This is a genomic window from Friedmanniella luteola (assembly GCF_900105065.1).
Taxonomy (GTDB): Bacteria; Actinomycetota; Actinomycetes; order Propionibacteriales; family Propionibacteriaceae; genus Microlunatus; species Microlunatus luteolus.
In genome coordinates, this window is sequence record NZ_LT629749.1 from 1,446,573 (window position 1) to 1,472,516 (window position 25,944).

General features: G+C 70.9%; 17 protein-coding genes and 3 rRNA genes. 17 read left to right on the top strand and 3 right to left on the bottom strand.

Features of this window, described 5'->3' with window-relative positions; genetic code table 11:
* The first annotated feature begins 34 nt into the window (after window positions 1-34).
* The 14 genes from pheT to rrf all read left to right on the top strand — a co-directional run bounded on the left by pheT (window position 35) and on the right by rrf (window position 18,994).
* A complete protein-coding gene (pheT, locus tag BLT72_RS06870) occupies window positions 35-2,542 on the top strand; it encodes a phenylalanine--tRNA ligase subunit beta (protein ID WP_091411398.1) in 2,508 nt (835 codons plus the stop codon).
* Window positions 2,543-2,593: 51 nt separating this feature from the next.
* Window positions 2,594-3,625, top strand: coding sequence for an N-acetyl-gamma-glutamyl-phosphate reductase (argC, locus tag BLT72_RS06875; protein ID WP_091411400.1), 1,032 nt, complete (start codon window positions 2,594-2,596; stop codon window positions 3,623-3,625).
* Window positions 3,622-4,029, top strand: coding sequence for an ACT domain-containing protein (locus BLT72_RS06880; RefSeq protein WP_157720331.1), 408 nt, complete (start codon window positions 3,622-3,624; stop codon window positions 4,027-4,029). The genes argC and BLT72_RS06880 overlap by 4 nt, the downstream gene beginning before the upstream one ends.
* Entirely contained in the window at window positions 4,026-5,201 is a 1,176-nt protein-coding gene (argJ, locus tag BLT72_RS06885) for a bifunctional glutamate N-acetyltransferase/amino-acid acetyltransferase ArgJ (protein ID WP_091411404.1), read from the top strand. Before BLT72_RS06880 ends, argJ begins: the two co-directional genes overlap by 4 nt.
* Window positions 5,198-6,223 carry an acetylglutamate kinase gene (argB, locus tag BLT72_RS06890; protein WP_091411405.1) on the top strand — a complete coding sequence of 342 codons (1,026 nt, stop codon included), beginning with the start codon at window positions 5,198-5,200 and terminating at the stop codon, window positions 6,221-6,223. The genes argJ and argB overlap by 4 nt, the downstream gene beginning before the upstream one ends.
* Window positions 6,220-7,458 carry an acetylornithine transaminase gene (locus BLT72_RS06895; protein WP_091411407.1) on the top strand — a complete coding sequence of 413 codons (1,239 nt, stop codon included), beginning with the start codon at window positions 6,220-6,222 and terminating at the stop codon, window positions 7,456-7,458. Before argB ends, BLT72_RS06895 begins: the two co-directional genes overlap by 4 nt.
* Complete coding sequence (argF, locus tag BLT72_RS06900) at window positions 7,455-8,402, top strand: ornithine carbamoyltransferase (protein WP_091411409.1); 948 nt, start codon at window positions 7,455-7,457, stop codon at window positions 8,400-8,402. The genes BLT72_RS06895 and argF overlap by 4 nt, the downstream gene beginning before the upstream one ends.
* 2 nt (window positions 8,403-8,404) lie before the next feature.
* Window positions 8,405-8,992 carry an arginine repressor gene (locus BLT72_RS06905; protein ID WP_091411412.1) on the top strand — a complete coding sequence of 196 codons (588 nt, stop codon included), beginning with the start codon at window positions 8,405-8,407 and terminating at the stop codon, window positions 8,990-8,992.
* A complete protein-coding gene (locus BLT72_RS06910; RefSeq protein ID WP_091411414.1) occupies window positions 8,989-10,212 on the top strand; it encodes an argininosuccinate synthase in 1,224 nt (407 codons plus the stop codon). Before BLT72_RS06905 ends, BLT72_RS06910 begins: the two co-directional genes overlap by 4 nt.
* Before the next feature lie 4 nt (window positions 10,213-10,216).
* Window positions 10,217-11,647: an argininosuccinate lyase gene (gene argH, locus BLT72_RS06915; protein ID WP_280949247.1), complete on the top strand. Its 1,431-nt coding sequence runs from the start codon at window positions 10,217-10,219 to the stop codon at window positions 11,645-11,647.
* Between the two features lie 74 nt (window positions 11,648-11,721).
* Window positions 11,722-12,996 (top strand): tyrosine--tRNA ligase, encoded by a 1,275-nt coding sequence (gene tyrS / locus BLT72_RS06920; protein ID WP_091411417.1) that lies wholly within the window; start codon window positions 11,722-11,724, stop codon window positions 12,994-12,996.
* Between the two features lie 765 nt (window positions 12,997-13,761).
* Window positions 13,762-15,282: ribosomal RNA gene (locus BLT72_RS06925) — 16S ribosomal RNA — on the top strand.
* Between the two features lie 344 nt (window positions 15,283-15,626).
* A 23S ribosomal RNA gene (locus tag BLT72_RS06930) occupies window positions 15,627-18,745 on the top strand.
* Between the two features lie 132 nt (window positions 18,746-18,877).
* Window positions 18,878-18,994 (top strand): 5S ribosomal RNA (gene rrf, locus BLT72_RS06935).
* Together the 16S, 23S and 5S rRNA genes form the textbook arrangement of a ribosomal RNA operon.
* Before the next feature lie 130 nt (window positions 18,995-19,124).
* Here rrf and xylB read toward each other — a convergent pair.
* Both xylB and BLT72_RS06945 read right to left on the bottom strand, forming a co-directional pair.
* Window positions 19,125-20,558: a xylulokinase gene (xylB, locus tag BLT72_RS06940; protein WP_091411419.1), complete on the bottom strand. Its 1,434-nt coding sequence runs from the start codon at window positions 20,556-20,558 to the stop codon at window positions 19,125-19,127.
* A gap of 189 nt (window positions 20,559-20,747) precedes the next feature.
* Window positions 20,748-21,770 carry a zinc-dependent alcohol dehydrogenase family protein gene (locus BLT72_RS06945; protein WP_091411422.1) on the bottom strand — a complete coding sequence of 341 codons (1,023 nt, stop codon included), beginning with the start codon at window positions 21,768-21,770 and terminating at the stop codon, window positions 20,748-20,750.
* 380 nt (window positions 21,771-22,150) lie between these two features.
* Between BLT72_RS06945 and BLT72_RS06950 the strand changes: the two genes are divergently transcribed.
* Together BLT72_RS06950 and BLT72_RS06955 are read left to right on the top strand one after the other, a co-directional pair.
* Complete coding sequence (locus BLT72_RS06950; protein WP_091411425.1) at window positions 22,151-23,677, top strand: hypothetical protein; 1,527 nt, start codon at window positions 22,151-22,153, stop codon at window positions 23,675-23,677.
* Window positions 23,674-24,669: an HAD-IIA family hydrolase gene (locus tag BLT72_RS06955; protein ID WP_197677217.1), complete on the top strand. Its 996-nt coding sequence runs from the start codon at window positions 23,674-23,676 to the stop codon at window positions 24,667-24,669. Before BLT72_RS06950 ends, BLT72_RS06955 begins: the two co-directional genes overlap by 4 nt.
* On the opposite strand, the gene BLT72_RS06960 is transcribed toward BLT72_RS06955, so the two are convergent.
* Window positions 24,666-25,028, bottom strand: a complete 363-nt coding sequence (locus BLT72_RS06960) for a DUF2256 and DUF3253 domain-containing protein (protein ID WP_091411428.1) — start codon at window positions 25,026-25,028, stop codon at window positions 24,666-24,668. The two genes, BLT72_RS06955 and BLT72_RS06960, sit on opposite strands and share 4 nt — an antisense overlap.
* Window positions 25,029-25,110: 82 nt before the next feature.
* On the opposite strand from BLT72_RS06960, the gene BLT72_RS06965 reads away from it, so the two are divergent.
* Complete coding sequence (locus tag BLT72_RS06965; RefSeq protein WP_197677218.1) at window positions 25,111-25,899, top strand: aldo/keto reductase; 789 nt, start codon at window positions 25,111-25,113, stop codon at window positions 25,897-25,899.
* The last annotated feature ends 45 nt before the right edge of the window (window positions 25,900-25,944 follow it).

The following is a 25,944-nucleotide window of genomic DNA, read 5'->3' on the forward strand; positions in this document are numbered from 1 at the left end:
GCCGCGTCCGCGACACCACACGGGAGAACGCGTCATGAGGGCGCCGCTCAGCTGGCTGGCCGAGTACGCCGCGCTGCCCGCCGACCTCGACGGCCGCACCCTGGCCGAGGCCTTCGTGCGCGCCGGCCTCGAGGTCGAGGCCGTCGAGCAGGCGGGCGCCGACGTCACGGGCCCGCTCGTCGTGGGCCGCGTGCTGTCCGCCGAGCCGGAGCAGCACAAGAACGGCAAGACGATCAACTGGTGCCGCGTCGACGTCGGCGACCACAACGACGCCGCGGACGGCGAGACCCCGGCCTCCCGCGGCATCGTCTGCGGCGCCCACAACTTCGGCGCGGGCGACCTCGTCGTCGTCGCCCTGCCCGGGGCCGTGCTGCCCGGAGACTTCCGGATCGCCGCCCGCAAGACCTACGGCCACGTCTCCGACGGGATGATCTGCTCCGCCCGGGAGCTGGGTCTGGGCGACGACCACGACGGGATCATCGTGCTCACCGAGCCCGACCTGGTCCCGGGCACCGACGCGGCCGCCGTGCTGCACCTGCGCGAGACCGTCCTCGACCTCGACGTCACCCCCGACCGCGGCTACTGCATGTCGCTGCGCGGACTCGCCCGCGAGGCCGCGCAGGCCACCGGCGTCGCGTTCACCGACCCGGTCGACCGACCGGTCCCCCCCGAGGTCGCGGCCGGCCACCCCGTGCGGCGGGAGTCGGCGGCCTGCCCGCTGTTCGTGGCGCTCACGGTCACGGGGATCGACCCCACCCGGCCGAGCCCGCGCTGGCTGGCCCGCCGCGTGCAGCTCGCCGGCATGCGGCCGATCTCGCTGGCCGTCGACATCACCAACTACGTGATGCTCGAGACCGGGCAGCCCCTGCACGCCTACGACGCCGACCGGCTGGCCGGCACCGTCGTCGTCCGGCAGGCGGCGGCGGGGGAGCAGCTGACGACCCTCGACGACGTCGTCCGCGACCTCGACCCGGCCGACCTCGTGATCGCCGACGACTCGGGCCCGATCGGCCTGGCCGGTGTGATGGGGGGCGCCTCGAGCGAGCTGTCGGCGTCGACGACGTCGGTGGTCCTGGAGGCCGCGCACTTCGACGCGCTGACCCTGGCCCGGACGTCGCGCCGGCACCGGCTGACGTCGGAGGCCTCGCGGCGCTTCGAGCGCGGCGTCGACCCCGGGGCGGCCTACGCCGCCGCCCACCGGGCCGCGGCCCTGCTGGTCGAGCTGGCCGGCGGCACCCTCGACGCGGCCGAGACCGTCAGCGGCGCCGTGCCGCCGGGAGCGACCACCGTCCTCGACGCCGACCTGGCGCCGCGCGTCCTCGGGGTCGAGCTGACGACCGAGCGGGTCGTCGAGCTGCTGCAGAGCGTGGGCGCCGAGCTCGAGGTGGACGGCCCGACGCTGCGGGCCACCGCCCCGACCTGGCGGCCCGACCTGACCGACCCCTACGACTACGTCGAGGAGGTCGGCCGGCTGGTCGGCTACGACAACATCCCGCCGGTGGTGCCGCGCGCGCCGGTCGGCCGGGGGCTCACGCCGGCCCAGCAGGCCCGGCGGGCCGTCACCGCGGCCACCGCCGGCGCGGGTTTCGTCGAGGTGCTGAGCTTCCCGTTCGCCGCCGCCGAGGACCTGGACAGGATGGGCCTGCCGGCCGACGACCGGCGGCGCGCCCTGACCCGCATCCTCAACCCGCTGGCCGAGACGAGCCCGTACCTGCGGACGACGATCCTGCCGGGCCTGTTCGCCGCCGTCACCCGCAACACCAGCCGGGGCAACGACGATCTGGCCCTGTTCGAGACCGGGTCGGTCTTCTTCGCCCCCGCGACCCGGGTCGCCGCCCCGCGACCCTCGGTGGCCGGGCGGCCGTCCGACGCCGACCTCGCGGCGATGGACGACGCCCTGGGTGACCAGCCGCGCCACCTCGCCGCGGTGCTCACCGGGGCCTGGCGCCGGCCCGGCTGGGACACGCCGGGGGAGCGGGCCGGCTGGAGCCACGCCTTCGCGCTGGCCGACCTGGCCGGCCGGGCGGTCGGACTGGAGCTCGAGCGGCGGGCCGCCGACGCGGCCCCGTGGCACCCCGGCCGCTGCGCAGCGGTGGTGCTGCCCGGCACCGGCATCGTCATCGGGCACGCCGGCGAGCTGCACCCCAGCGTCATCGCGGCCTTCGGCCTGCCGCCCCGGACGGCGGCCCTGGAGCTCGACCTCGACGTGCTGGTCGCTGCGGCGCCCGAGGTGGGCCGGATCAGCCCGCTGTCCTCCCACCCCGTCGCCAAGGAGGACGTGGCCCTCGTCGTCGACGCCTCCGTGCCGTCGGCCGACGTCGCCGCGGCACTCGCAGCCGGCGCCGGGGAGCTGCTGGAGTCGGTGACGCTGTTCGACATCTACACCGGGCCGCAGATCGGCGAGGGCCGCAAGTCCCTCGCCTTCGCCCTCCGCTTCCGTGCACCCGACCGCACGCTGACCGACGCCGAGACCGCGGCGGCTCGGGATGCGGCCGTCGCCCGCGCGGCTCAGGACACCGGGGCGGTGCAGCGGACGGAGTGAGGGGTCAGCCCGATGTGACATAGGCATGCGTTACCTGACATACTCATGCACATGACTCTTCGGGTGGCGGTGGCGGGCGCCACGGGGTACGCCGGGGGCGAGCTGCTCCGGCTGCTGCTCGGCCACCCGGCGGTGGAGATCGGCGCCCTGACGGCGGGCTCGAGCGCGGGCAGGCCGCTGGCCGAGTCCCAACCCCACCTGGTGCCGCTGGCCGACCGGACCGTCCTCGAGACCACGACCGAGAACCTGGCCGACCACGACGTCGTCTTCCTGGCCCTGCCGCACGGCGCTTCGGCGGCCGTCGCGGAGGCGCTCGACCCGGAGACCCTCGTCGTCGACTGCGGGGCCGACTTCCGGCTCACCGACCCGGCGGCCTGGGAGAAGTTCTACGGCTCCCCGCACGCGGGGAGCTGGCCCTACGGGCTGCCCGAGCTGCCCGGTCAGCGGGAGACCCTCGCGGGAGCGCGCCGGGTCGCCGTCCCCGGCTGCTACCCGACCAGCGCCACGCTGGCGCTGCTGCCGGCCATCCACCACGGGCTCACGGACGCCCGCGACACCGTCGTCGTCGCGGCCAGCGGGCCCTCGGGTGCCGGCAAGTCCCTCAAGCCGCACCTGCTCGGGGCCGAGCTGATGGGATCCGCCAGCGCCTACGGGGTCGGCGGCACCCACCGGCACGTGCCTGAGATGCTGCAGAACTTCGACGTCTGCGGCGCGGACGACCCCACCGTCTCCTTCACCCCGGTCCTGGTGCCGATGTCGCGGGGGATCCTCGCGACCTGCACCGCGCCGCTGCACGGCGGGGTCGACCTCGACGCGGTGCGGGCGGCCTACCACGCCGACTACGACGACGAGCCCTTCGTGCACCTGCTCGCGCCCGGCCACTGGCCCCAGACCCAGTCCGTCCTGGGGGCGAACGCGGTCCACCTGCAGGTCGCCGTCGACGAGGCGGCCGGCCGGCTGGTCGCCGTCGCCGCCCTCGACAACCTGACCAAGGGCACCGCCGGCGGCGCCGTGCAGTGCATGAACCTGGCCCTCGGGCTGCCCGAGACCACCGGGCTCAGCACGGCGGGGGTCGCCCCGTGACCGCCTGGGAACTCACCCGGCACGCCGGGGAGCTGGGTCAGGCGCGGCTGGCGGCGCACGCGTCCGTTCCGCGCTGGGCCCTCGACGACGCCTTCGAGACACCCTGCTGGGGCGTCACGCGGACCGCCGACGAGCTCTCGGTCCTCTGCGCCTGGGAGGCACTGCCCGGCACGGTCACCGCCGTCGGGCCGTTCGTGGCCTTCAGCGTCGACGGGCCGCTCGAGCACTCGCTGGTCGGCGTCCTCGCGGGCCTGCTGGAGCCGCTCGCCGCCGCCGGGATCTCGATCCTGGCGCAGTCGACCTTCGACACCGACTGGGTCCTCGTCCCCAGCGCCCGGGCCGACGACGCCGTCGCCGTGTGGCAGCAGGCGGGCCACGCGATCACCCTCGAGGAGCACGCATGAGCGTCACCGCCGCCGCCGGCTTCGTCGCCGGCGGCACCACCGCCGGCCTGAAGCCCAGCGGCAAGCCCGACCTCGCCCTCGTCGTCAACACCGGTCCGGAGCAGGTCGCCGCTGCGGTCTTCACCACCAACCGCGTCAAGGCCGCGCCCGTCCTGTGGTCGCAGCAGGTGCTGGCCGACGGGCGGCTGCGCGCCGTCGTGCTGAACTCCGGCGGGGCGAACGCCTGCACCGGCCCCGAAGGGTTCGCCGACACCCACCGCACCGCCGAGCACGTCGCCGCCGCGCTGACCGCGGTCGACCCGGGCGGGTCGACGGTGGGCGCGATCGACGTCGCCGTCTGCTCGACCGGCCTGATCGGGGAGCGGCTGCCGCTGGACCGGCTCACCGCCGGCGTCGACGCCCTCGCCGGATCGCTCACCGGGGACGGCGGGCAGGCGGCGGCCGAGGCGATCATGACCACCGACACCCGGGCCAAGCAGGTCAGCTACGTCGACGAGGGCTGGTCGGTCGGCGGGATGGCCAAGGGCGCCGGGATGCTGGCGCCGGGCCTGGCCACCATGCTCGTCGTGCTGACCACGGACGCGGTGCTCGACCCGGCCCTGGTGCAGGACCAGCTGGCCAGCGCCTGCCGGCGCAGCTTCGAGCGCGTCGACAGCGACGGCTGCATGTCCACCAACGACACCGTCATCCTGATGAGCAGCGGTGCCTCCGGCGTCCGGCCGGCCGCCCCCGACTTCCAGGCGGCCCTCGACGAGGCCTGCCGCGACCTCGCCCTGCAGCTGCTGGCCGACGCCGAGGGCGCCGCCCACGAGATCGCGATCACCGTCACGCACGCGGCCACCGAGGACGACGCCGTCGAGGTCGCCCGGGCCGTCGCCCGCAGCAACCTGTTCAAGTGCGCCGTCTTCGGCGGGGACCCCAACTGGGGTCGGGTGCTGGCCGCGGTCGGCACCACCGCCGCCGCCTTCGAGCCGGACCGGCTCGACGTCTCCTTCAACGGGGTCAAGGTCTGCGTCGACGGCAGCATCGGCGAGCCGCGCGACCGGGTCGACCTCAGCGGTCGCTCCGTCGAGGTGAAGATCGACCTCCGCGCCGGACCCCGCTCGGCGACCGTCTGGACCAACGACCTGACGTATGACTACGTGCGCGAGAACGCGGAGTACTCCACATGAGCCCCGACGCCCCGAACCTGCCGATCTCGCTGGTGGAGAAGGCCTCGATCCTCACCGAGACCCTGCCCTGGTTGGAGACCTACGCCGGCAAGACCGTCGTGATCAAGTACGGCGGCAACGCCATGGTGGACGAGGAGCTCAAGCGCGCCTTCGCCCAGGACATCGTGTTCATGAAGCGCTGCGGCATCCACCCCGTCGTGGTGCACGGCGGCGGGCCGCAGATCTCCTCCATGCTCGGCCGGCTGGGCATCCCGTCGGAGTTCCGGGGCGGGTTGCGCGTCACCACCCCCGAGGCGATGGAGATCGTCCGGATGGTCATGGTCGGCCAGGTCGGCCGCGACCTCGTCGGGCTGATCAACAGCCACAGCACGGTCGCGGTCGGGCTGTCCGGCGAGGACGGCGGCCTGTTCACCGCCGAGCGACGGGGGACCGTCGTCGACGGCGAGGAGGTCGACCTCGGGCTGGTCGGTGACGTCGTCGACGTCCGGACCGAGGCCGTGCAGGGCCTGATCGACTCCGGCAGCGTGCCCGTCGTCGCCGGGATCGCGCCCGACGTCCACGGCGTCGTGCACAACGTCAACGCCGACACCGCCGCCGCCGCGCTCGCCGTCGCCCTGCAGGCCGACCGGCTCGTCGTGCTGACCGACGTCGAGGGCCTCTACCGCGACTGGCCGGCCAGCACCGACGTCATCCAGGAGCTCTCGGCGTCCGAGCTCCGGGAGCTGATGCCCAGCTTGTCGTCCGGCATGGTGCCCAAGATGGAGGCCTGCCTGCGCGCGGTCGAGGGCGGCCTGACCCGCGCCACCGTCACCGACGGCCGCGTGCCGCACGCGTTGCTGCTGGAGATCTTCACCAACGCCGGCATCGGCACGATGGTCACCCAGGACGGCCTGGTCCGCCTGGGCAGCCGGGTGTTCCCCGCGTCCGAGCCGATCCCGCCGCACGAGCTCACCAACGGCGACTTCGGCGCCGCCGCGCTCACCCCGCCCGCCACCACCCACTCCTCCGGGGGCCCTGCATGACCGACCTGACCGTCCCCGTCGAGCTCGCCGGGGTGCCCAGCACCTCCAGCGCGGTGCTCGACCGCTACGCCCACGCGGTGATGAACACCTTCGGCCTGCCGAAGCGCGTGTTCGTCCGCGGCGAGGGTGCCTACGTCTGGGACGCCGAGGGTCGCCGCTACCTCGACCTGCTGGCCGGGATCGCCGTCAACGCCCTCGGCCACGCGCACCCGACCGTGCTCTCGGCCGTCACCGGCCAGATCGCGACCCTCGGGCACGTGTCGAACTTCTTCGCGACGCCCGCCCAGGTGGCGCTGGCCGAACGGCTGGCCGCCATGGTCGACCCCGACGGGCCCGGCGACGCCCGCGTCTTCTTCACCAACTCCGGCACCGAGGCCAACGAGGCGGCCTTCAAGCTCACCCGGATGACCGGCCGGACCAAGATCATCTCCACCGAGGGCGCCTTCCACGGCCGTTCCCTCGGGGCGCTGGCGATCACCCACAACCCCAAGTACCGGGCGCCGTTCGAGCCGCTGCCCGGCGACGTCGTCTTCGTCCCCTACGGCGACGCCGCCGCGCTCGCCGCCGAGCTGGACGACACCGTCGCCGCCGTGGTCCTCGAGCCGCTGCAGGGCGAGAACGGCATCGTCGAGCCGCCCGCCGGCTACCTCGCGCGGGCCCGCGCGCTCTGCGACGCCGCCGGTGCCCTGCTGTGGATCGACGAGGTGCAGACGGGGATGGGCCGGACCGGCGCCTGGCTGGCCCACGTCGCCGACGGCGTCCGCGCCGACGTGGTCACGCTGGCCAAGGGTCTGGGCAACGGCTTCCCGGTCGGCGCCTGCGTCGCCCGCGGCCGGGCCGCCACGATGCTGCAGCCCGGCAGCCACGGCAGCACCTTCGGCGGCAACCCCGTCGCGGCCATCGCCGGGCTGGCGGTCATCGCCGTCATCGAGCGCGACGGCCTGCTCGAGCACGCCACGGCGATGGGGGAGCACCTGGCCGCGACGGTGACCGGGCTGGGGCACCCACTGGTCGCTGGCGTCCGGGGCCGGGGGCTGCTGCGCGGGATCGTGCTGACCGAGCCGGTGGCGGCCGCCGTCAGCGACGCCGCCCTCGACGCCGGCTTCGTCATCAACGCGCCCCGGCCGGACGTCCTCCGGCTCGCGCCGCCGCTGATCACCACTGCGGCCCAGCTCGACACCTTCACCGCGGCCCTCCCCGGCCTGCTCGACGCCAGCCGGACGGCCGCGGCGTGACCGGCACGCTGCGGCACTTCCTGGCCGACGACGACCTCAGCCCGGCCGAGCAGGCCACCGTCCTCGACCTGGCGAGCGCCCTCAAGGCCGAGCCGTACCGGCTGAAGCCCCTCGCCGGGCCGCAGAGCGTCGCCGTGCTGTTCGACAAGCCGACCCTGCGCACCCAGGCGTCGTTCGCCGCCGGGATCGCCGAGCTCGGCGGTCACCCGATGATCGTCGACGCCCGGCTGGCCGGCGTCGGCGTGCGGGAGTCGGTCGCCGACGTGGCCCGGGTGCTCGGCCGGCAGGCGTCGGCGGTCGTCTGGCGGACCTTCGCCCAGGCCGACCTGGAGACGATGGCCGCCCACGCCGGGGTGCCGGTGGTCAACGCCCTCACCGACGACTTCCACCCCTGCCAGATCCTGGCCGACCTGCTCACCGTGCGGGAGCACCGCGGCCGGCTCGAGGGGCTGACCCTGACCTACCTCGGCGACGGCGCCAACAACATGGCGGCCTCCTACCTGCTGGGTGGCGCGACGGCCGGGTTGCACGTGCGGGTCGGCGCCCCGGCGGGCTTCCAGCCGTCGCCCGAGGTCCTCGCGCGGGCCGCCGCTGTCGCCGCCACGACCGGGGGCAGCGTGGCGGTCCTCGACGACCCGGCCGCCGCGGTCGCCGGCGCCGACGTCGTGGCCACCGACACCTGGGTCTCGATGGGGCAGGAGGGTGACGGCGTCGACCGGGTGGCGGTGTTCAGCCCCTACAGCCTGACCAGCGCGCTGCTCGCCCGGGCCGCGCCGGACGCCCTCGTGCTGCACTGCCTGCCCGCCTACCGCGGCCAGGAGATCGACGCCGAGGTCCTGGACGGCCCCCAGTCGGTCGTGTGGGACGAGGCCGAGAACCGCCGGCACGTGCAGAAGGCCGTCCTGGTGCTGCTCGCCGGCTGGGCCGCCGGGGAGGACGGGTGACCATGACCGCCCCCACCGCCCCGCTCACCAAGACCGCCCGGCACGCGCGGATCATCGCGCTGCTCGGCACCCACCAGGTGCGCTCGCAGACCGAGCTGGCCGAGCTGCTGGCGGCCGAGGGCGCCCAGGTCACCCAGGGCACCCTGTCCCGGGACCTCGTCGAGGTCGGCGCCCTCCGGGTGCGCGGGGCCGGCGGCCACCTGGTGTACGCCGTGCCCGGCGACGGCGGCGACCGGACCCCGCACGTCGGGGAGTTCGCGACCTTCGAGGCGCGGCTGGCCCGGCTGTGCGCCGAGGTGCTCGTCTCGGCCGAGCCATCGGCCAACCTCGTCGTCGTGCGCACCCCGCCCGGCGCCGCCCAGTACTTCGCCTCGGCCATCGACCGCGTCGGCTGGGAGACCATCCTCGGCACCATCGCCGGGGACGACACCATCCTGCTCATCACCCGCAGCCCGGAGGGCGGGGCCGCGCTGGCCGACCGGCTGCTCACCATGAGCCGCGGCGAGCGCACCGGCAAGGACGCCGCCGGCCTCCCCACCCCCGCTGACCCGCACCCCACCCCGAACGACAGCAAAGGACTCAACTCGTGAGCGATCGGATCGTCCTCGCCTACTCCGGCGGACTCGACACCAGCGTCTGCATCGGCTGGCTGACCGAAGAGACCGGGCAGGAGGTCGTGGCCGTGGCCGTCGACGTCGGCCAGGGCGGAGAGGACATGGAGCTCATCCGCCAGCGCGCCCTGGACTGCGGCGCGGTCGAGTCCGTCGTCGTCGACGCCAAGGACGAGTTCGCGGAGGACTTCTGCCTGCCGGCGCTGCGCGCCAACGCCCTCTACATGGACCGCTACCCCCTGGTCAGCGCGCTGTCGCGGCCGCTGATCGTCCGGCACCTCGCCGAGGCGGCCCGCGAGCACGGCGCCACCGTCGTCTCCCACGGCTGCACCGGCAAGGGCAACGACCAGGTCCGCTTCGAGGTCGGCATCGCCAACCTCGCTCCCGACCTCAAGGTCATCGCGCCCGTCCGTGACTACGCCTGGACCCGTGAGAAGGCCATCGCGTACGCGGAGGAGAAGGGGCTGCCGATCAACCAGAGCAAGAAGTCGCCCTACTCCATCGACCAGAACGTCTGGGGGCGCGCGGTGGAGACCGGGTTCCTCGAGGACATCTGGAACGGGCCGATCGAGGACGTGTACGACTACACCGCCGACCCGACCGTGCAGCGCGAGGCCGACGAGGTGACGATCAGCTTCGAGGCCGGCGTCCCGGTGGCGATCGACGGCACGCGGGTCTCCGTGCTGGAGGCCATCCAGCAGCTCAACACCCGTGCGGGCGGCCAGGGCGTCGGCCGCCTCGACATGGTCGAGGACCGGCTGGTGGGCATCAAGAGCCGCGAGGTGTACGAGGCGCCCGGCGCCATCGCGCTGATCACCGCGCACATGGAGCTCGAGAACGTGACCATCGAGCGCGAGCTGGCCCGCTACAAGCGCGGCGTCGACCAGCGCTGGGGCGAGCTCGTCTACGACGGGCAGTGGTTCTCCCCGCTCAAGCGGGCGCTGGACACGTTCATCGACGAGGCGCAGTCGGCGGTCACCGGGGAGATCCGGATGACGCTGCACGGCGGCCGCGCCACGGTGACCGGTCGGCGCAGCGGCACCAGCCTGTACGACTTCAACCTGGCCACCTACGACGAGGGCGACAGCTTCGACCAGTCCCAGGCCCGCGGCTTCATCGAGATCTACGGGATGTCGAGCAAGCTGGCCGCCCGCCGGGACGAGCTCTCGACCGGCCGGCCCAGTGGTGCGCGGAGCTGAGCCGGTGACGGAGCAGCACGAGGGCCGGCTCTGGGGCGGCCGCTTCGCCGGCGGACCGGCGGAGGCGATGGCCGCGCTCAGCCGGTCCACCCACTTCGACTGGCGGCTGGCGCCCTACGACCTGGCCGGGTCGCGGGCGCACGCCCGGGCGCTGCACGCGGCGGACCTGCTGGGTGACGACGAGCTGGCGGTCATGCTCGCGGGCCTCGACGCCCTGGCCACCGACGTGGCGTCGGGGGCGTTCGGCCCCGCCCCGACCGACGAGGACGTGCACGGGGCGCTCGAGCGCGGGCTGGTGGAACGCGTCGGACCGGAGCTGGGCGGCCGCCTGCGGGCAGGCCGGTCCCGCAACGACCAGATCGCCACCCTGATCCGGCTCTACCTGCGCGACGCCCTGCGCGGGGTGGCGGCCGAGGTGCTGGGCGTGGTCGCGGCCCTGGAGGCGCAGGCCGAGCGTCACCTCGGCGTGCCGATGCCCGGACGCACCCACCTGCAGCACGCCCAGCCGGTGCTGCTGTCCCACCACCTGCTGGCGCACGCCTGGCCCCTGCTGCGCGACGTCGACCGGCTCGTCGACCTCGACCGCCGGCTGGCCCTGAGCCCCTACGGCTCGGGCGCGCTGGCCGGCACCTCCCTGGGGCTCGACCCCGAGGCGGTGGCGGCCGAGCTCGGGTTCGCGGGCAGCGTGCCCAACTCCATCGACGGCACCGCGGCCCGGGACGTCGTCGCGGAGGCGGCGTGGGTGCTGGCCCAGGTGGGGGTCGACCTCTCCCGGCTCAGCGAGGACGTCATCCTCTGGTGCACCCACGAGTTCGGCTTCGCCACGCTCGCCGACGCCTGGTCGACCGGGTCCAGCATCATGCCGCAGAAGAAGAACCCGGACGTCGCCGAGCTGGCGCGCGGCAAGGCGGGTCGGGTGCTGGGTAACCTCACCGGCCTGCTGGCTACCCTCAAGGGCCTGCCGCTGGCCTACAACCGCGACCTGCAGGAGGACAAGGAACCGGTCTTCGACTCCGTGGACCAGCTGCTGGTGCTGGTGCCGGCCGTGGCCGGGATGGTCGCGACGTTGACGTTCCACCCGGACCGGCTGGCGGACCTCGCCCCGCGCGGGTTCTCGCTGGCCACCGACGTGGCCGACTGGCTGGTGCGGCAGCGGGTCCCCTTCGCCCGGGCGCACCACGTCGCCGGGGCGACCGTCCGCTACTGCGAGCAGCAGGGGCTCGAGCTCTCCGACCTCACGCCGGCGATGCTGACCGCGATCTCACCGGACCTCGGACCGGGGGTGCTCGACGTGCTCACCGTCGCGGGTTCGATCGACTCCCGGGACGGCCGCGGGGGGACGGCGACGGTCCGGGTCCGCGAGCAGCTGGCCGAGCTCGTCGGGGTGCGCGAGCGCCTGCAGCGCTGGGCCGCGGAGTCTCCGGGCCGGGGCTGACGGTCCGATCGCCGCTCCCGGTGGGGGCGGAGCGGGCGAGCCGGGACGACAGCCGGTCAGTAGGGTGGTCGACCGTGACGAGCGCGGTGCTGGACGAGCTGAAGTGGCGGGGCCTGCTGGCCAACTCGACCGACGAGGAGGCGCTGGCCGACCACCTCGAGGCAGGTCCGGTAACCTTCTACGTCGGCTTCGACCCGACAGCGCCGAGCATCCACTTCGGGAACCTCGTGCAGCTGATGGTGGCCCGCCACCTGCAGGCCGCCGGCCACCGGCCGCTGCTGCTCGTCGGCGGCTCGACGGGGATGATCGGGGACCCGAAGGACTCCGGCGAGCGGACGCTGAACTCCCCCGAGACGGTCGCCGGCTGGGTGGAGCGGATCCGCAGCCAGGTGGAGAGGTACCTCGACTTCTCCGGGCCGAACGCCGCGCGGGTGGTGAACAACCTCGACTGGACCGGACCCCTGTCGGTCCTGGACTTCCTCCGCGACGTCGGCAAGCACTTCCCGGTGAACCGGATGCTGGCCCGAGACGTCGTCCGGAACCGGTTGGAGGACGGCATCTCCTACACCGAGTTCTCCTACGTGCTGCTCCAGTCGATGGACTACCTGGAGCTGTTCCGCAGCCAGGGCTGCACCCTGCAGTTCGGGGGCAGCGACCAGTGGGGCAACATCACCGCCGGCGTCGAGCTGGTCCGTCGGGCCGAGGGCGCGCGGGTGCACGCGCTGGCGACCCCGCTGCTGACCAAGGCGGACGGCACCAAGTTCGGGAAGACCGAGGGCGGGACGGTCTGGCTGGACCCTGCGATGACCTCGCCCTACGCCTTCCACCAGTTCTTCCTCAACGCCGAGGACGCGAAGGTGGTCGAGTACCTCAAGGTGTTCAGCTCCCGCACGCGGGCGGAGATCGAGGAGCTGGAGCGGTCCACCCGCGAGCAGCCGCACCTGCGCCTGGCCCAGAAGGCCCTGGCCGACGACGTCACGGCCCTGGTGCACTCACCGGCGGAGCGCGACGCGGCGGTGGCCGCCGCCGCCGCCCTGTTCGGCCGGTCGGACCTGCGCGACCTGACCGGTCCGGTGCTCGAGGGGGTGGTGGCCGAGCTCGGGGTCGTGGACCTGGGGGCACCCGCGCAGCTGCCGAGCGTCGTCGAGGTCCTCGAGCGGAGCGGGGTGGTCGCCTCGCGGGGGGCGGCGCGGCGGGCCATCGCCGAGGGAGGGGCCTACATCAACAACGTCAAGGTGTCCGACGTCGACGCCGTGCTGAGCCCGGACGACCTGCTCCACGGTCGGTACGTCATCGCCCGGCGGGGCAAGCGGACCGTGGGAGCGGTGACGGTGAGGGTCGGCTCCTGAGCGGTCGGGCCAGCGGGGCGGTGGCTGTGAGGGAGGCCACAGCCCGTCGAGTTGAGCAGGGGCCCGGCGAACCGTAGTGTTGTCCAAGCCCCAACGGGATGCAGGACACCACGAGCTCTGGTTCACCAGAGTCGGTGGCCGACCGGGAGGGCAACCCCTGGAAGGTCACGTCAGGGTCGAGTTGCGCTCAGCTGAGTCGCTCGTCCCGGACGGACCGTTGTCCTGGGGTGCACGACCTGGGCTGCGGGCTCGGAGTTGACTCATCCGTCACCTCCGCGTAACGTAGTCCGAGCCCTGAGGGTGCGGGACGCCGGTCGAAGACCTGGTGGCCGGCCCGGGGGACCAACCTTCAGCACGATCCGACGAGGGATCTGTCTGCCCATTTGGCAGCAGTTCTCCTGGTGGTCAGCTGAGAGTGGGGAGAAAAAGTCCGGTGCGGAACTCGATTTGACTCGGGGAAAGAGCCGGACTAAAGTATTACGAGTCGCCCCAAGCCGGGAATTGAAAAGCCTGGTGCGGTGTGTGAGCGAGTCTTGAGAACTTAACAGCGTGCTTAAAGTCAATGCCAAATATGCACTAATTGAAACCCGTGCCTGGCTTGGTTCTGGTCTGTCCTTCGGGGTGGGTCGGGGTTGGGTTGGGTCGGATTCCTTTGAGATTGATTGTTGATTGACCCAGCTATTGGGTTCTGTCAGTGGTTGAACTCGTTGTTTTTGACGCTGTTGCTGGCTGGCCTTTCGGGGTTGGTTGGTTTTGCGATATTTTTCAACGGAGAGTTTGATCCTGGCTCAGGACGAACGCTGGCGGCGTGCTTAACACATGCAAGTCGAACGGTAAGGCCCCTTCGGGGGTACACGAGTGGCGAACGGGTGAGTAACACGTGAGCAACCTGCCCTTGACTCTGGAATAACAGTTGGAAACAGCTGCTAATACCAGATATTCATCGTCTCCTTCCTGGGGGGTGGTGGAAAGCTCCGGCGGTCAGGGATGGGCTCGCGGCCTATCAGCTTGTTGGTGAGGTAATGGCTCACCAAGGCTTCGACGGGTAGCCGGCCTGAGAGGGCGACCGGCCACACTGGGACTGAGATACGGCCCAGACTCCTACGGGAGGCAGCAGTGGGGAATATTGCACAATGGGCGCAAGCCTGATGCAGCAACGCCGCGTGCGGGATGACGGCCTTCGGGTTGTAAACCGCTTTCAGTAGGGACGAAGGGTGACTGACGGTACCTACAGAAGAAGGACCGGCTAACTACGTGCCAGCAGCCGCGGTGATACGTAGGGTCCGAGCGTTGTCCGGAATTATTGGGCGTAAAGGGCTTGTAGGCGGTTCGTCGCGTCAGAAGTGAAAACTCAGGGCTTAACCCTGAGCCTGCTTTTGATACGGGCGGACTAGAGGGATGCAGGGGAGAACGGAATTCCTGGTGGAGCGGTGGAATGCGCAGATATCAGGAGGAACACCGGTGGCGAAGGCGGTTCTCTGGGCATTACCTGACGCTGAGAAGCGAAAGCGTGGGGAGCAAACAGGCTTAGATACCCTGGTAGTCCACGCCGTAAACGGTGGGCACTAGGTGTGGGGGACATTCCACGTTCTCCGTGCCGCAGCTAACGCATTAAGTGCCCCGCCTGGGGAGTACGGCCGCAAGGCTAAAACTCAAAGGAATTGACGGGGGCCCGCACAAGCGGCGGAGCATGCGGATTAATTCGATGCAACGCGAAGAACCTTACCTGGGTTTGACATATGCCGGAAAGCTGCAGAGATGTAGCCCCCGCAAGGTCGGTATACAGGTGGTGCATGGCTGTCGTCAGCTCGTGTCGTGAGATGTTGGGTTAAGTCCCGCAACGAGCGCAACCCTCGTTCTATGTTGCCAGCACGTAATGGTGGGGACTCATAGGAGACTGCCGGGGTCAACTCGGAGGAAGGTGGGGATGACGTCAAGTCATCATGCCCCTTAAGTCCAGGGCTTCACGCATGCTACAATGGCTGGTACAAAGGGCTGCGATACCGCAAGGTGGAGCGAATCCCAAAAAGCCAGTCTCAGTTCGGATTGGGGTCTGCAACTCGACCCCATGAAGTCGGAGTCGCTAGTAATCGCAGATCAGCAACGCTGCGGTGAATACGTTCCCGGGCCTTGTACACACCGCCCGTCAAGTCATGAAAGTCGGTAACACCCGAAGCCGGTGGCTCAACCCCTTGTGGGAGGGAGCCGTCTAAGGTGGGACTGGCGATTAGGACTAAGTCGTAACAAGGTAGCCGTACCGGAAGGTGCGGCTGGATCACCTCCTTTCTAAGGAGCCATATGGCACACTCAAAAGGTGTGTTCATGTCGGCCGGTTCTACACCGAACGTGTGTAGCCGGTCGGGCGCCGGAATGTGGAACATTGACTATTAAGCTCATCGATCTGATCTTCGTCAGTACAACTTCGTTCCCGGCTTTGCTGGGGGTGGGGAGTGGAACCTCGAGGTGAGGGTGGGTGGGCCTGAGCACGCTGTTAGGTCCTGAGGGTTCGCTCACTTCGGTGGGTGGCTTTCAGTGCGGACCGATGCCGGCTGTCCTTTGGGGGTGGTTGGGTCTGGTTTCCGCCCGTGTGTTGAGAACTTCACAGTGGACGCGAGCATCTTTGTAGTAATTAACAAGCTACTAAGGGCAATCGGTGGATGCCTAGGCACCAAGAGCCGATGAAGGACGTTGTAACCTGCGATAAGCCCCGGGGAGCTGGTAAACGAGCTTCGATCCGGGGATCTCCGAATAGGGAAACCTCGAAAGAAACCGGAGTAATGTCCGGCGACCTCTGCCTGAATATATAGGGCAGTAGGAGGGAACGTGGGGAAGTGAAACATCTCAGTACCCACAGGAAAAGAAAACAACAGTGATTCCGTCAGTAGTGGCGAGCGAACGCGGAAGAGGCCAAACCAGGTGCGTGTGATAGCTGACAGGCGTTGCGCATGTGGTGTTGTGGGGCCGTTCGGGTTGTGCTGTCAAGCAGCCGAGCAGTAAGAAATGATCGTTGAAGTCGAAGGACTCTGGGATGGTCCGGCATAGAAGGTAACACCCCTGTAGACGTAAGACGATCACTGCTGAGCGTTACCCCAAGTAGCACCGAACCCCTGAAATTCGGTGTGAATCTGGCAGGACCACCTGCTAAGCCTAAATACTCCTTGGTGACCGATAGCGGACAAGTACCGTGAGGGAAAGGTGAAAAGTACCCCGGGAGGGGAGTGAAATAGTACCTGAAACCGATTGCCTACAATCCGTCGGAGCAAACACGCTTGCGTGGATGTGACGGCGTGCCTTTTGAAGAATGAGCCTGCGAGTTAGTGGTACGTGGCGAGGTTAACCCGTGTGGGGAAGCCGTAGCGAAAGCGAGTCCGAATAGGGCGATTGAGTCGCGTGCTCTAGACCCGAAGCGGAGTGATCTATCCATGGCCAGGGTGAAGCGACGGTAAGACGTCGTGGAGGCCCGAACCCACCAGGGTTGAAAACCTGGGGGATGAGCTGTGGATAGGGGTGAAAGGCCAATCAAACTCCGTGATAGCTGGTTCTCCCCGAAATGCATATAGGTGCAGCGTCGCGTGTTTCTTGCCGGAGGTAGAGCACTGGATAGTCTAGGGGGCCCACAAGCTTACCGAAATTAGCCAAACTCCGAATGCCGGTAAGTGAGAGCGCGGCAGTGAGACTGCGGGCGATAAGGTTCGTAGTCGAGAGGGAAACAGCCCAGAACACCAGCTAAGGCCCCTAAGCGGTTGCTAAGTGGAAAAGGATGTGGAGCTGCGCAGACAACCAGGAGGTTGGCTTGGAAGCAGCCACCCTTGAAAGAGTGCGTAATAGCTCACTGGTCAAGTGGTTCTGCGCCGACAATTTAGCGGGGCTCAAGCAATCCGCCGAAGCTGTGTCATTCACATGTTAACTCGGCCCCTTGTGGGTCCAGGTGTGTGGATGGGTAGGGGAGCGTCGTGTGCGCGATGAAGCGGCGGAGTGATCCAGCCGTGGAGAGCACACGAGTGAGAATGCAGGCATGAGTAGCGAATGAGGAGTGAGAAACTCCTCCACCGAAAGACCAAGGGTTCCAGGGTCAAGCTAATCTGCCCTGGGTAAGTCGGGACCTAAGGCGAGGCCGACAGGCGTAGTCGATGGACAACGGGTTGATATTCCCGTACCGGCGCTGCAACGATCATGCCGAATCGAGTGATGCTAAGCACGCGAGCTGCCGGCGACCTTCGGGTCAATGGTCAGTGAGTCTGTGACCCGATCTTGTAGTAGGCAAGCTGCGGAGTGACGCAGGAAGGTAGCCCATCCCGGGCGATGGTAGTCCCGGGCTAAGTGCGTAGGGCGAGGTGTAGGTAAATCCGCACCTCTTGTGCCTGAGACATGACGGCTGGTCCACTTACGGGTGGGCGAGTGGGTGATCCTATGCTGCCTAGAAAACCTTCGTGAGCGAGTTGTTGAGCCGCCCGTACCCTAAACCGACACAGGTGGTCAGGTAGAGAATACCAAGGTGATCGAGATAACCATGGTTAAGGAACTCGGCAAAATGCCCCCGTAACTTCGGGATAAGGGGGGCCGACCATGTTGACGGATTTACTCCGGAAGGCGTGGGAGGCCGCAGAGACCAGGCCCAAGCGACTGTTTACTAAAAACACAGGTCCGTGCCAAGTCGCAAGACGATGTATACGGACTGACGCCTGCCCGGTGCTGGAACGTTAAGGGGAAGGGTTAGCTGAAAGGCGAAGCTCTGAACTTAAGCGCCAGTAAACGGCGGTGGTAACTATAACCATCCTAAGGTAGCGAAATTCCTTGTCGGGTAAGTTCCGACCTGCACGAATGGCGTAACGACTTGGGCGCTGTCTCGACCATGGACTCGGCGAAATTGCACTACGAGTAAAGATGCTCGTTACGCGCAGCAGGACGGAAAGACCCCGGGACCTTTACTATAGTTTGGTATTGGTGTTCGGTACAGCTTGTGTAGGATAGGTGGGAGACTGTGAAGCGGCCACGCCAGTGGTTGTGGAGTCATCGTTGAAATACCACTCTGGCTGTTCTGGATATCTAACCTAGGTCCATTATCTGGATCAGGAACAGTGCCTGATGGGTAGTTTGACTGGGGCGGTCGCCTCCTAAAAGGTAACGGAGGCGCCCAAAGGTTCCCTCAGCCTGGTTGGCAATCAGGTTTCGAGTGTAAGTGCACAAGGGAGCTTGACTGTGAGAGGGACACCTCGAGCAGGGACGAAAGTCGGGACTAGTGATCTGACGGTGGCATGTGGAAGCGCCGTCACTCAACGGATAAAAGGTACCCCGGGGATAACAGGCTGATCTTGCCCGAGCGTCCATAGCGACGGCATGGTTTGGCACCTCGATGTCGGCTCGTCGCATCCTGGGGCTGGAGTCGGTCCCAAGGGTTGGGCTGTTCGCCCATTAAAGCGGCACGCGAGCTGGGTTTAGAACGTCGTGAGACAGTTCGGTCCCTATCCGCTGCGCGCGTAGGAGTCTTGAGGAGAGCTGTCCTTAGTACGAGAGGACCGGGACGGACGAACCTCTGGTGTGCCAGTTGTCCTGCCAAGGGCACGGCTGGTTGGCTACGTTCGGAAGTGATAACCGCTGAAAGCATCTAAGCGGGAAGCACGCTCCAAGATGATGGCTCCCACAGGGTAACCTGGTAAGGCCCCCAGCAGATCACTGGGTGATAGGTCGGATGTGGAAGCACAGTAATGTGTGGAGCTGACCGATACTAATAGGCCGAGGGCTTGTTTTCTACAAAGATGCTACGCGTCCACTGTGAGGTTCTCGAGATACGGTCGGGAACCCCCGAGCACCACTCTCATCTCCCTCTTCGGGTTTGGTGGGGGTTGGGTGCGGGGGGTTTGCGCAGGTATCTTCATAGAGTTTCGGTGATCACAGCGTTAGGGAAACACCCGGTCCCATTCCGAACCCGGAAGTTAAGCCTTTCAGCGCCGATGGTACTGCACGGGGGACCGTGTGGGAGACTAGGACGTCGCCGGACAACACACTTCAAGCCTGACCCTTTCGGGGTCGGGCTTGAAGTATTTCCACGTCTGGGCACGTCAGGACAGTGCAGAGGGGGGGGCACGCCGGCTGGCGTGCCCCCCTCGCTGCGTTCGGCGGACCAGGGCTCAGCCGGCGGTCTCCGTGGAGAGGGCGACGGCGCCCGTCGACGGGTGGCGCTCCAGCAGCACGGCGCGGTAGCGCTCGCTGAGCTCGGTCGCGGCCACCTGGTCGGCGGTCGTCGGCTCGTGCTCGCTCAGCACGGGGACCGGCCAGTCGGGCAGCGCACCGGTGAGCGCCCAGGCGGCCTGGCGCGCGGCTCCGACGGCCACGCTCTCGAAGGTGTCGGTGACCCGGATGGGCAGCCCGAACACCGCGGGCGCGATGCGCCGGACGGCGTCGGACTGGGACGCGCCGCCCGTCAGGGTGATGGCGGTGACCGGCCCCGTCTGCTCCTGGAGCACCTGCACGCCGTAGGCGAGGCTCCACAGGACACCTTCGATGGTCGCGCGGGCGACGTTCGCCGGCGTCATGTTCCTCAACGTCAGACCGAGGAGCTCCCCGCGGGCGTCCGGGAGCGGCGGCGTGCGCTCGCCCTCCAGGTAGGGCAGGAAGGTCAGGCCCCCGCTGCCCGGCTCGGCCGACAGCGCGAGCCGGCTCAGCTCGTCCAGGCTCACGCCGAGCAGCTCGGCGGCCGCCACCAGGTTGCGCGCCCCGTTCAGGGTGCAGACCAGCGGCAGGAACGCGCCGGTGGCGTCGGCGAAGCCGGCCACCGTGCCCGTCGGCTCGTGGGTCTGCGCGGTGCTGCGGGTGAACGCGGTACCGCTGGTGCCGAGGGAGACGACGGCCTCCTGCTCCCGCAGCCCCAGTCCCAACCCCGCCGCCATGTTGTCGCCGGTCCCCGCGGCGATCGCGATGCCCTCGGGCGTGTGGCCGACCACCTCGTCGGGACGGGCCACCCGGGGGAGCGCGAGGTCGTGGCCGATGGCCCGGCGGACGAGGTCGTCGCGGTACCGGTCGGCGGTGGCGTCGAAGTAGCAGGTGCCGGACGCATCACCGCGGTCGGTGACCGGGTCGAAGCTGCGGCCGCCGAGCTGCCAGGTGAGCCAGTCGTGCGGCAGCACGACGGCGTGCGTCCGGGCGGCGTGCTCGGGCTCCGCGCGGGCCAGCCAGCGCAGCTTGGTCACCGTCATGGAGGCGACCGGCACGGTGCCCACGGCGTCGGCCCAGGCGGCCGCGCCGCCGAGCTCGTCGATCAGGTCCCGCGCGTCGCGCGCCGACCGGTTGTCGTTCCAGAGCAGGGCGTCGCGGACCAGCTCGCCCGACTCGTCCAGTGTCACCATCCCGTGCTGCTGGCCGCCGACCGCGAGCGCCTCGACGCCGTCCAGGAGGGCGGGGTCGGCGGTCGCGCTCCGGTAGGCGTCCCACCAGGCCGCCGCCGTCACCTCGGTGCCGTCGGGGTGGGCTGCGCGCCCCGAGCGGACCACGGCACCTGTCTCGGCGTCGCAGACCACCACCTTGACCGACTGGGTGGAGGAATCCACACCGGCTACGTACGTCACGTCATCTCCTGTGCTCCGGGGTCGCGAGGCGGCGTGACGGTGACCGGCAGGCCGCGCTCGGTGAAGGGTTGCAGTATCGCTGGCTCCGGACTGGCGGCGACCACGAGGAGGCCCACCGGCCCTCGACGGCGAGCCAGCGGGCGATGGCCCGGTGGCGCGAGCCCGAGCGGCGCCGGGTCACGCCGACGGTCACGAGCCGCCCAGCTCCACGGCGGTCGCGGAGCCGGGGCGGATCTGCAGCTTGCGTCCCGCTCCGCGACGGAACAGGGCGAGGCCGTAGCCGTCGAGCGGGAACGCGTGGCTGACCATCGCGGGCGCGTCGAGGGCTCCGGCGGCGAACATCTCCACCGCCCGGGCGTAGGACCGCAGCTCGGCCATCGACCCCACCACCGAGATCTCGTCGTGGTAGACCCGGAAGGGGGAGAAGGTCGCGGTGGCGTCCACCGGGGCGACCCCGAACTGCTGGAAGGTGCCGCCGCGCCGCACCCGCGACAGCCCGTCCTCGATGGCGGCGGGTGCGCCCGTGCAGTCGATGACGACGTCCCAGCCGCCGAGGCGCTGCACGTCGTCCGCGGACGTGCCCACCCGGCTGATCCCGACCCGCCGGGCCGTCTCGAGGCGCTCCGGCAGCCGGTCGACCACCGTGACCGAGGCCGCTCCGGCCCGCGGGGCGAGCTGGGCCATCATCAGCCCCATCGTGCCGGCGCCGTAGACGAGGTAGTGCTCGCCCATCCGCCGCGGCAGCAGGTCGTAGCCGTGGATGGCGCAGGCCAGCGGTTCGACGAGGGCCGCCAGCGCCAGGTCCACGCCGTCGGGCAGCCGGTGCACGTTGCGGACGGGGGCGACGGTGAGCTCCGCGGTGGAGCCGTTCGTGCGGGCGACGCCCGAGCCGTCCCAGCGCTCGCACAGGTTCGTCCGGCCCGCCGTGCAGAACTGGCACTCGCCGCAGTACAGGGTGGGGTCGACCGAGACCCGGTCGCCGGGGCTCAGCTCGTGCACGTCGCTGCCGACCGACTCCACGACGCCGGACGTCTCGTGACCCGGGATGATCGGGTAGCGGGTCGGTGCGAACTCCCCGTCCAGCACGTGCACGTCCGTGCCGCAGATCCCGACGGCCTCCACCCGCACGACCACCTGCCGGGGGCCGGCGACGGGCTCCGGCACCTCGTCGACGGAGAAGCGCCCGGGCTCGTGGAAGACGACGGCCCTCATGAGGCGTCCGTCCCGGTCGCCGCGCCGTCCCGACCGTCCTGGCACGCCCTGGAGCCCACCTGCGTCACCACCCTCGGTCGACGGACGGGGCCGCGGCTCCGCTGCTGTCCCGCGGAGGCTAACCCACGCCGTCGACGGGGTCCAGCGCGGGGAGGGTGCCTCACGAGCCGAGCCGGACCACCGGTCATCTCGGGCACGTCCGGCCGCACCTCGTCCTGCTCCTCCGCGACGCTGGGCGAGGTCGACCAGGTGGTCACGGCGTGCGCGCCGACCCCGAGCTGGTCCGTGAGCTCGCCGCTGCCGGCCCCGAGGTGGTCATCGCCTGAGCGCGGCGGGCCGCCCGCTTTGCCACCGGGACGGCGGGCGAGGAGGATTGGACGGTGGACCAGCCGAACCGCCCTGACCGTCGCGACCCCGAGGGCTCCGGCCGTGCCGAGGGTGAGAGCCGGGGCGGGCGCCCCGGGGGTTCCCGGCCACGCGGCAGCGCCGCGGGCCGACCCGACCGCAGCGGCCCCGTCCGTCGCGGCCCGCGGCCCGAGGGGGGTGCCGGAGCGGACCGCGGCGACCGTCCCGACCGGGGTCAGCGCCCCGACCGCGGAGCGGGCCGTCGCGACGACCGGCCCCCCCGTGACGACCGCTACCAGCGTGACGACCGGGCGGCCCGTGACGACCGCTTCCAGCGCGACGTCCGGCCCGCCCGTGACGACCGGCCCGCCCGTGACGACCGGCCCGCTCGTGACGACCGGGGCGGCCGGGGCGAGCGCACCGACCGCTACGACCGGGCGCCCCGCGCGGACCGGCCACCCCGTGACGACCGCTACCAGCGCGATGACCGACCTCCGCGCTCGGACCGCCCGGACCGCGCCGGCGGCGGTCGTGGTGACCGTCCCTCCGCCGCCCGGCCGGCCTCCAGCCGTCCCACCGAGAGCCGTGGAGCCCGCGGGACCCGCGACCCCCGGCCCTGGGACGAGCGGCCCGCCCGCTCGGGCTCTCCGCGCGGGGACCGTCCCGACCGCGGTCGTCCGGAACGTGGCGGTCGCCCGGACCGGCCCGGCGCCGACCGCCGTGGTGGCCCGGCCGGCGGGGACGACCGCCGCCCGCCGCGGCGGGACGAGCCGCCGCGTCCGGGTCTGGCCCGCCGGGCCGACGAGCCGCCGATCCCCGAGGGCGTCGACGTCCGGGAGCTGCACCGGGCGGCCCGCGCCGAGCTGCGCGGACTGCCCAAGGAGCTGGCCGAGATCGTCGCGTCGCACCTGGTGGTCGCCGGCCAGATGATCGAGGCTGACCCCGAGCTCGCCTACCGGCACGCCGAGGCCGCCCGCCGGCGCGCCGCCCGGCTGCCGCTGGTCCGCGAGGCGGCCGCCGAGACCGCCTACGCCTCCGGGCGCTGGGACGTCGCGCTCAGCGAGTACCGGGCGCTCCGCCGGATGACCGGCACCGACGACTACCTGCCGGTGATGGCGGACTGCGAGCGGGCGCTGGGCCGCCCGGACCACGCGCTCAAGCTGGCGCGGGAGGCCGACCGGCTGGAGCTGGACCCGGCGCTGCGGATCGAGATGACGATCGTCGAGTCCGGGGCGCGGCGCGACCTCGGCCAGGCCGCGGAGGCCCGGCGGCTGCTGGAGCGGGCGGTGCAGGACCAGACGGTCCGCCCGGGCCTGCAGGGCGCCGTCGCCCGCCTCCGCTACGCCTACGCCGAGGCGCTGCTGGTGGACGGCGAGCCGGCCGAGGCCCGTCGCTGGTTCGTCGCCGCGGCCAAGCTCGACCCCGAGCAGGAGACCGACGCCGCCCTCCGGGTCGACGAGATCGACGGCCTGCGGATCGACTTCGACGAGGACGACGACGAGGACGAGGACGACGCCGTGGGGCAGGAGCCGGTCGCCGGCCGCGACCGGGACGAGCGGTGACGGCGGCGCTGGTCGACGCCTACGACGCCGCCCTGTTCGACCTCGACGGGGTCGTCTACCTGGGTCCGGTGGCCGTCGAGGGGGCACCGGAGGGCCTCGCCGAGCTGCGCCGCCGGGGCGTCGCGCTGGGCTACGTCACCAACAACGCCGCCCGCTCGCCCGGCGTGGTGGCCGAGCACCTGGTGTCCCTCGGCATCGAGGCCCGGCCCGAGGACGTGGTGACCTCGGCCCAGGCCGCGGCCCACCTGCTCCGCGACCGGTTCGGGGCGGGCGCACGGGTGCTGGCGGTCGGCGGCGAGGGCGTGCTCGCGGCGCTCGAGGAGCAGGGGCTGGTCGCGGTCCGCTCGGCCGACGACGACCCGGTCGCCGTCATCCAGGGCTTCGGATTCGAGCTGGCCTGGCAGGAGCTGAACGAGGCGGCGATCGCCGTCAACCGCGGGGCGCACTGGGTGGCCACCAACGACGACCCGACGCGGCCGACCGACCGGGGCCTGGTGCCCGGCAACGGGGCGGCGGTCGCGGCCGTGCAGCTGGCCGTCCGGGTCCGCCCCGAGGTGGCCGGCAAGCCCTACCGCCCGCTGCTCGACGACACCGTCCGCCGCGTCGGTGCCGCCCGGCCCGTCTTCGTCGGCGACCGGCTGGACACCGACATCGCCGGCGCGGTCGCCGCCGGGCTCGACAGCCTGCTGGTGCTGAGCGGCTCGCACGGCCCGCGCGACCTGCTGGAGGCCCCGGACGGCGCCCGGCCCACGCACCTCGGCGCCGACCTGCGGGCCCTGCTGGAACCCGCCCGGGTCGCCCGGCCGGACGACGACGGCTGCTCGGTGGGCGCGCTCCGGGTCACCGTGGCCGACGGCAGCATCACGCTCTCGGGCACCGCGGAGGACCCGTGGGACGGGCTGCGGGCGGCGGCCCCGCTGGCCTGGCGGGCGGCCGACGCTGGTCATCCCCTCGACGTGGACGCGGTGCTGGCGGTCCTCGGCCTCGGCTAGCGCACCCGCCGCACGGTGACGGGGCCGGTGGCCCTCGACCCGTCGACGACGCGGCCGGCCTGGACGATCTCGGCCTCGCCGGCGGCGACCAGCCGCCGCGCGGCCCGCCGGACGGGCTCGAGGTGGGTGCGCCAGTCCTCCGCGTCGACCGCCCGCGCGACCTCGACGTCGCCGACCCCGCGGGGTGCGGTGCGGAGCAGGGCGCGCAGCCGGTCCTCCAGCTGCCGGTCGGCGTCGCTGACGCCGCGGGACCGGCAACCGGCGCTGCAGTAGAGCACCTGGTCCCAGTCGCGCTCCCACTTCTTGCGCCAGGTGATCGTGCGGCCGCACGAGCGGCACGGCTTGCTCGGCGGGGGCACCGGACCAGTGTGCCCGGGCCGCCGCGGACGGCGCCGCGGCCGCGCCCGCCGACGTGTCGGAGGCGGTCGCTACGGTGACCCCATGAGCGAAGACAACTACGGCCTGCCCGGTGTGTCCCTGGGGCCGGTGTCCATGCCGCTGCTGGGCTTCGGGACCTGGCAGATCAGCGACGACGACGTCACCGCGGCGGTCGGCACGGCCCTCGAGGTGGGCTACCGGCACCTCGACACGGCCACCGGCTACGCCAACGAGGCCGGCATCGGGCGCGCCCTCGCGGCCGCGGGGCTTCCCCGGGACGAGGTGTTCGTCACCACCAAGCTGCCGCCCGACCACGGCGGCCGGGAGCGGCGGACGATCGAGGAGAGCCTGACCAAGCTCGGCCTCGACCACGTCGACCTGTGGCTGGTGCACTGGCCGCCCGGCGGCGTCGCCGCGCCCGAGGTGTGGGAGCAGGTGGTCAAGGCGCAGCAGGACGGGTTGGCCACCAGCGTCGGCGTCAGCAACTACTCGCTGGCGCAGATCGACGAGCTCACGAGCGCCGTCGGCGTGACGCCCGCGGTGAACCAGATCAAGTGGGGACCGCTGCTGCACGACGTCGCCGAGGTGGACGGGCTGCGGGAGCGCGGGGTCGTGCTCCAGGGGTACAGCCCGCTGAAGGCCACCGACCTGGACGACCCGGTGCTGGCCGGCATCGCCGAGGAGCACGGCGTCAGCCCGGCCCAGGTGGTCATCGCCTGGCACGTGGCCCACGGCTTCGTGGTGATCCCGAAGTCGTCGCGGCCCGAGCGGATCCGGGCCAACGCCGAGGCGGTCCGGGTGCCGCTGAGCGTCGAGCAGGTCGCGGCCGTCGACGGCCTCGCGCGCAGCTGACCCGAGCGCAGCACCGACGACACCGCAGCACCGAGGAGACAGGAC